Source organism: Roseinatronobacter alkalisoli (assembly GCF_028745735.1).
GTDB lineage: Bacteria > Pseudomonadota > Alphaproteobacteria > Rhodobacterales > Rhodobacteraceae > Roseinatronobacter > Roseinatronobacter alkalisoli.
This window is the reverse complement of the sequence record NZ_JAQZSM010000066.1, coordinates 1-6,980: the sequence shown is the minus strand read 5'-3', so window position 1 is coordinate 6,980 and position 6,980 is coordinate 1. Positions and strand designations below refer to the sequence as shown.

At 57.4% G+C, this 6,980-nt stretch carries 6 protein-coding genes and 2 pseudogenes; 3 read left to right on the top strand and 5 right to left on the bottom strand.

Translation table 11 applies throughout. The features are described from left to right. Positions 1 to 305: 305 nt before the first annotated feature. Both PUT78_RS22660 and PUT78_RS22655 read right to left on the bottom strand, forming a co-directional pair. Positions 306 to 1,025 carry an alpha/beta fold hydrolase gene (locus tag PUT78_RS22660; RefSeq protein WP_274354507.1) on the bottom strand — a complete coding sequence of 240 codons (720 nt, stop codon included), beginning with the start codon at positions 1,023 to 1,025 and terminating at the stop codon, positions 306 to 308. 94 nt (positions 1,026 to 1,119) lie between these two features. Continuing rightward, a complete protein-coding gene (locus PUT78_RS22655) occupies positions 1,120 to 1,821 on the bottom strand; it encodes a substrate-binding domain-containing protein (RefSeq protein WP_274354506.1) in 702 nt (233 codons plus the stop codon). 127 nt (positions 1,822 to 1,948) lie between these two features. On the opposite strand from PUT78_RS22655, the pseudogene PUT78_RS22650 reads away from it, so the two are divergent. Together PUT78_RS22650 and PUT78_RS22645 are read left to right on the top strand one after the other, a co-directional pair. After that, positions 1,949 to 2,584, top strand: a pseudogene (locus tag PUT78_RS22650) (IS5 family transposase); the annotation flags it as partial. Between the two features lie 239 nt (positions 2,585 to 2,823). Continuing rightward, positions 2,824 to 3,243 carry a hypothetical protein gene (locus PUT78_RS22645; RefSeq protein ID WP_274354505.1) on the top strand — a complete coding sequence of 140 codons (420 nt, stop codon included), beginning with the start codon at positions 2,824 to 2,826 and terminating at the stop codon, positions 3,241 to 3,243. Between the two features lie 39 nt (positions 3,244 to 3,282). On the opposite strand, the gene PUT78_RS22640 is transcribed toward PUT78_RS22645, so the two are convergent. Next, the gene (locus tag PUT78_RS22640; RefSeq protein WP_274354504.1) at positions 3,283 to 3,978 is read right to left on the bottom strand and encodes a GntR family transcriptional regulator; all 696 of its coding nucleotides are present in this window, start codon (positions 3,976 to 3,978) and stop codon (positions 3,283 to 3,285) included. A 129-nt stretch (positions 3,979 to 4,107) separates the two neighbouring features. Here PUT78_RS22640 and PUT78_RS22635 point away from each other — a divergent pair, with 129 nt between their 5' ends. Further along, entirely contained in the window at positions 4,108 to 5,418 is a 1,311-nt protein-coding gene (locus tag PUT78_RS22635; RefSeq protein WP_274354503.1) for an NAD(P)/FAD-dependent oxidoreductase, read from the top strand. Between the two features lie 455 nt (positions 5,419 to 5,873). Here PUT78_RS22635 and PUT78_RS22630 read toward each other — a convergent pair. Both PUT78_RS22630 and PUT78_RS22625 read right to left on the bottom strand, forming a co-directional pair. Beyond that, positions 5,874 to 6,517 (bottom strand): annotated as a pseudogene (locus tag PUT78_RS22630) (IS6 family transposase). Between the two features lie 136 nt (positions 6,518 to 6,653). Further along, positions 6,654 to 6,980 (bottom strand): gamma-glutamyltransferase (locus tag PUT78_RS22625; protein ID WP_274354502.1); only part of this gene is annotated, 327 nt, incomplete at its 5' end.

Genomic DNA, 6,980 nt, shown 5'->3' with positions numbered 1-6,980 from the left:
GCGAAAGCTATTATCTGACATGGCCCAAAGGCACGCCACCTTCCCCGCCATTGCTGAAGTTTCTGGACTGGATCCGCAGCGAGATATCAGAAGTTGATGATCAACCATCGACAGGCGACACGACGCTACGGACGTCAGAAGCTGCTGTGGACTTGCGCTGAGCAGATCTTCGTGGACAGTCACTCGAAATCACTTACTTCTTTTGGACCAATGCCCCGCTCGGCTGGAACTTGAAAATGACAAGCCGCCAAAGAACTTTGGCGGCTTGATATCGCATTTAGTGAGGCATGACGCGCTGCATCTTGTCACAGTGACAGCAGCAAGTCCTTTACCGCATCGGGATCGTCCACCATCGGGTCATGGCCGCAGTTTTCCAGGATCGCTGTTTTCCAAGTCGGATCTGCCTTGCAGCGTTCCAGCGCAGCATCAAAACGCGGCTGAGGGAATAGCGGGGTGCGCACATAGAGTTTTGTGGCAACCCGGTCGCGAGCACCCTTGATTTGTACCGGATCAAGCGAAACCCCAATTGGTTGCGGCGTGATCTTGCTATCGATCCAAGCCACGTCTTCGGGCGACTGGACGCGCAAGGCTTTGCTGTTGGGGCCAGGCCGCGACACTTCACCCTTCTCACGTGCCGCATTGAACGCTTCAGTCTGCTGCTCGTTCAGAAAATCTACGCCGCGCTGACCATCATCGGGCAAGAACGCATCCAGATAGACCAATGCTGAAACACGATCTTCAAGTTCCTCCATCGCACCGGATACGACCCAGCCCGCATAGGAATGGCCGACCAGAACTGCATCCTTAATATCTTCCCATTTGAAGACATTGACGACATCCGTGATATGCGTCTGGAGAGTAACTGACCCGGAAAGAAGATGCGACCGCTCTCCCACGCCGGTCAAGGTCGGCGTGAAAACGCGGTGACCGAGTGCCGTCAGACGGTCGGCCAACCTGCGCCAGACCCAGCCACCGTGACCGGCACCATGGATCAGAACAAAGGTCCTTGAATCGCTATGTGACATGGAGTCCACCTCATTTGTTTTGTATTTGGGGCCTGGCTACACGTGCCGGAACTGTTATGCCACTGGTGGCAACTTTGTCTGACCTGATCTGAAGTTATACCGCCGGGGACAGGCCAAAGCGGGTAAGGGTTTCGGTCGCGGCAGGCGAGGTAAGGAAATCAGCGAATGTCTCGACGCTCTGTCGGTCAGGCGCGTCAACCAAAGTGGCAAAGCAGATAACCGTGCCATTGCGCGCCTCCAGTGCAATGTCCGTGATGACATGCAACCCGTCTTCCGCAACGAGTTCGCTGTATTGCTGGAAGCCGATTTTCAGCGCCCCCTCCCGCAGAGCTTCGCCAACTGATCCCGTAATCTCTTCAACTTTTTCCGCAATCTGTGTGGCGTGCGGCAAGCATGTAAAGAGTTTGTTGCGCAGGAACTGTCCGCTTGCTGCGACAGAGACGCCAATGCGCGACACCTCGCTTAAATGGCGGTCCAGCGCTTCGAGTGTGCTCAGATCAGGAACAGCGTCGCCGTCTGGAATGGCTGCGGCAATGCTGGTCACAAACACATGGCGTTGAGTATCCGCGCGCAGTTTCCCCATATCCTCGGCTTTCGCCATCAGTGAAATGGGCAGAAACACTCCTTGCGCGTGACCCGGCTGTGCTATGCGGTTCATGATGGATTCGGGCGCGTCACCTGCGGCTGGCCCCATCAAGAACCGGACAGAACCCGTCCTCTTCTCATCGAAAGCATGACCGAGGGCAGTCAGAACCGGTGCAAAAGCAGCAGGGGCAAGAATGTCAATCTGAGACAATGGACTCTCCAGTTTTCGTCGAAAAGTTTAAAGCCCCGATCACCGGGGCGTTTGTGGACACACAAGATACCGGGCAGGGTAACTCGCGTGTCGGTTTGCACTTGTCTGTGGTCAGACCGCGGTAAATATGCAAAATGATTTGACCGACGCGGAATGGGCAATGATCGCCCCGTTGATGCCGCCCCCAGGACAACCGGTCGCCCCCGCACGACACAGTTGCGCAATGTGTTCGACGCGATCCTCTACATTGCGACGAGCAGTCGCCTGTGGCGGATGTTGCCCAACGACTTCCCGCCGGTGTCGACAGTGCGGGGCTATTTACATGCATGGCGCAATGACGGCCCGCTAGATGAGATCAACCGCAAACTCGTGGAGGCCGCGCATCTGGCCGAGGCCCGCGCGGCGCATCCGACAGCCGGGATCATCAACAGCCGTAGTGTAAAAGCCACGGAGAACGGGGGAGTTACGGGCTATGATGCGGGTAAACGGATAACGGGGCGGAAGCGTCCTATCGTGACCGATACGATCGGATTGCATGTCGGACTTGAGGTCCACAGCGCCGGGGTGCTGGATCGTGATGGCGCGCCGGATGTGCTCAAAGCTGTTGGCGTGCTGGACCCGCTGGATCGTCAGAAGCTGCGATACAGCGCAAGGCTTCGAGGTCCTGCCGCGCAGATGGGTCGTCGAGCGCACTCTTGCATGGCTGGGGCGATACCGCCGCCTGTCGAAGGACTGGGAAAAATCCATCGCCAGCGCAGAAGCATGAGTCATCATCGCGCACATTCAACGCGTTTCCCTGCATCTTGCAAGGGCATGAAAATGCAAATAGTTTTGAATCAGACTCTCAAATCCAGGCAGGGGCAGCGGTTCGCGCGATTGCTGGCGCATCCATGTGGAAAGCGCATCATAACATAACTGGCCAAACATGGATCAAGCCGCTTTGGCGCGGAGGAAGATCAGGTGTTGCTGATGGAAACAGCAATGAAGATCCGTGGTTGAATCTTGGGCGATGGCAGCAGCATTCGGGCTGTGGCGCGCGAGTCAGGGATCTTGCGCACGACGATCAAGAAGTATCTGAAGGACCCGGAGCAACCGCAATATCGGGAAAGGCAGCCGCGTGTCGGCCACAAGCTTAGCGCGCAATTCGAGGCGCGTCTCCGGGAGCTTTTCAAGCACGACCTGCAGCTTCGATGCCGTGAGCGTCGCAATGCGAAGAACCTCTATGAGGATCTTGTCGCGGAGGGTTACACAAGTTCCTATTCACCCGTTCAGCGCTTTGTCAGTGAACTGAAGAAGTCGCTGGGCATCAGCGCGCGTGATGCGTTCATTCCGATGTATTTCGCGGCAGGTGATGCGCTCCAGTTCGCCTGGAGCGAGGAACATCTCCTTTTGGGAGGTGTTGAGCACACACCAGTCCTGTGACCGCGCGCGGACATCGCACCCTTCGCCCCACACGCCCCTTCAGGTGCGGAAACAGGTATCGCGTAAGGCTTCCTTGCCTGCAAGGGCCAGACCTTCCTGAATATCCGCAACAAGGGATTCGGACAGGGCTGTCAGGTCACGTTGCCTTAGGGCTCCAAGAATTTCCTTGTGCCTGTCGATGCTGTAATGGTGCTGATATGTGGCCATCACCTGACGCTGAAACGGGCCAAGCTGAAGCCAGATACTTTCGACCAGCGGCATGACGGCCTGATCAGGATTAAGGCAGTACAGCACACGGTGAAAGGCATGATTAAGCCGCGTCATCCCCACCGGGTCATTTTTCACAACGGCGGCGTCAAGTTCCATGTCAATGGCGACCATCCGGTCAATCACGATGTCGGACACATAAGGCAGGCTGCGCGCAGCGGCATGAAGTTCCAGAACCGTGCGCAACTGGACCAGTTCTTCAAAGCGGCCCGGCGTCATGACCGGAACCCGCAACCGACGGTTGCCCAGCACTTCGATCGCGCTTTCGGAACTTAACCGGCGCACCGCTTCCCGAATCGGCGTTTGCGACAGGTCCAGCTCCAGCGCCAGCCCGCGGATCGTCAGCTTGTGGCCCGGCGGGAATGCACCGACCATGATTGCGCTGCGCAAGCGCAGATAGGCGTATTCCTGGGTTGTCATCTCATCCGTGCGGGTGACATGCGGGATAGAGGTTTCTTTTTGATCCATCTGCGTCCTGCTTCCACTATTTTCGCAATCATAGCGCGGCGTTCGCTTGACACAATCCAGTAATGGTGTCATCAAGATAAAAATGCTATCACATTTCATCATAGAGTATACTATGACGCGGAGGACGCCATGAACGCGATGACAAAATACTATGCCGGAACCGGCGACCACACCGGAAGCCTGTATGCGGCCACTGCGAATCCAAGCCAGGTCCGGCCCGAATTGGCCGGGCATAAGGAAATTGATGTCTGTGTCGTCGGCGCCGGGTTTTCCGGCCTGTCCACAGCGCTGCATCTTGTCGAAAAAGGCTATCGCGTTGCGATCATCGAAGGCGCGCGCGTTGGCTGGGGGGCCTCTGGGCGCAATGGTGGCCAGATCGTCAACGGGCTGAATGCCAGCCTACAGAAGATCGGACGGCAATTCGGGCAGGACACCGCGCGTTTTGTGGCAAACCTTGTCACCGAAGGCGGCGATATCATCCGCGAACGTGTTGCGACCTATGGCATCAACTGCGACCTGAAAAAAGGCAACATCCTTGCCGCGATCAGCCCAGCCGACATGAAGGAACTCGAATCCCGCCAGAACCTATGGGAAAGCTACGGCATCACCTGTCAGGAAATGGTCGGCCCGGAAGGCATTCGCGAACATATCGGCTCCGACATGTATATCGGTGGACAGATCGACCACAAGGGCGGTCACATTCACCCGCTGAACCTGGCACTGGGCGAAGCAGCCGCTTTTGAAAGCCTTGGTGGCGTGATCTACGAGATGTCGCCAGTCACCTCAGTTAACACCGAGGCCCAACGCCCGGTTGTTCACACTGCCAAGGGCCGGATAACCTGCAAGACGCTGGTGCTGTGTGGCAATGCCTATCTTGGCCGCGTGGTACCAACGCTGACATGGCGCGTCATGCCCGTGACAACCCAGATCATGGCCACCCGCCCGCTGAGCGATGAGATGGCGCGCCGCCTGCTGCCCAGCGATCATTGCGTTGAGGATATCCGCTATATTCCCGACTACTACCGCCTGTCCGCAGACAAGCGCCTGCTGATCGGCGGCGGTTCAGTCTATGGTGGCACGGATGATCTGAATATCCAGCACAAGCTGCGCCGCAACCTTTACAAGATATTCCCCGAGATGAAGGGCATTGAGGTCGAATATTCCTGGAGCGGCAATTTCGCGCTGTCCTTTACCCGTGTCCCGCAGATGGGGCGCATCGGGCAGAACACATATTTCGCGCATGGCTATAGCGGCCATGGCGTGACCGGCACACATACGTTCGGCCGCATCCTGTCAGAGGCCATCGATGGCGACCTGAAGCGCTTTGACGTGTTCGCCGGTCTGCCATGGTATCCATTCCCTGGTGGCCGCACCTTCCGTGTGCCCTATTCGGTGATCGGGTCATGGTGGTATGGCCTGCGCGACAAACTGGGCGTCTGATAGGTTCGGCCTCCAGTGGGTAGCGCCGCAATCCGGAAATTTCTTGGGATATCGATAACCACTCGGCGCAGGACACCGCCGAAAAATGACAGCGCCAGCACAAAGGCATCAAGTACCATCTCCGTTCGCCAATACACTTGAACCGGAGGCAATTAATGGCTCACTCTCTTTCATGCGGCACGACGAAGGGTTTGTGGCAGTGGCACAGGTGGAAATGTGCGACGTGAACCTTGTGCTGAACACCGCCCGACAGGATCCGTGCAGCGCGTGCTGTGCGGGGCGCCCGCCGAGTACCAGGCCAAGGTGCCGGACCAATTCTAGCAGACCGAAGGTGCGTAGCGCAGGTGGCCGGGTTGCATCCGGTGGACATCGCTCCGCAAATATCCCGGCTGGGCAACACAAACGCATTGCCAAGTTGTTTTGAGTCGGCCGTGAATGGGTTTGGAAGAGCGTTTTTAGACGGCCATCTCCGCGGCATACTGGTTCCACAGGTCGAAGGCGTCTGCGCGCGCTGTGCGGTATGAAGTGGCGGAAAAACGATAGCGGCGGGGTTTGAAGATCGTGTTGATCTGGTCATAGGCGGCAAGAAAACGTTGCGCCTGTCATTGTGGCTTGAACCATCCCTTGATTTTCTCTAGGGGCCGCGTTGGCCTGTGACTTCCCTCTATCCGGTTGTTAAGGCCCTTGTGAGCCCGATGATCAGCACCAACGGCGAAATCGCGCGGTTAATCTCGCCAGGAATCGCTTGGCGACTTTGGAATTTCGACGTGTCTGAACCAAGATGTCGAGCGTATCTCCATTGCATCGATGGCCCGCCAGAGCCAGTGTTTCACGCCGCCAATCGGAATCACGAACTCGTCCAGATGCCACTTTTATTCGGTCTGGGTCAATCACGCCGAATTCTGGCAGTAAAATGTGCGCCAGACCGGCTGTCCCAGAGACGGACGGATTCGCGGCTGGCGATGACGCCCCGCCAGGTCAAAAGATCCTCTACATCCGCCATGCTCAGCACAACGCTATGGTAAGCCCTGACGGGAGATTCAAGTCTCATGGGGTAGCGAAAGCCCTTCAGGCGCGGCATTGACGGCGGTATCTTCATCCCTCAACCTCTACCCAAGTCACAAGCACCAATCAACTTGGCAATGCCAAAAGAACATGTCGCGCGGGCTGAACTGCACCATCAAACCTTGGGGCAAAGCACCTAGGGGCCGAGTGCGTTGCGGTTTGGTGGCGCGTCAGTAGCCCAGTGCGGAGCCATCCTTGCGCGGGTCGGAACCACCGGTCAGTGTACCGTGATCCCAGTCAATCCAGATGGCCTGCGCGCCACCATGGGGCGCTTTGGCGGCGATGACCTTATGGCCCTTGTCGCGCAAACCCTGCACTGCCTGCGCGGGAACCCCGGTTTCCGCAACGACCGCGCCATTCTCATAAAACACGCGCGGGGCATCGATGGCTTGCTGAATATCCATCCCGTGATCCAGCAGGTTGGTCAGCACATGCACATGGCCAAAGGGCTGATAATCCCCGCCCATGACACCGAATGGCATGACCGCGCGCGCGCC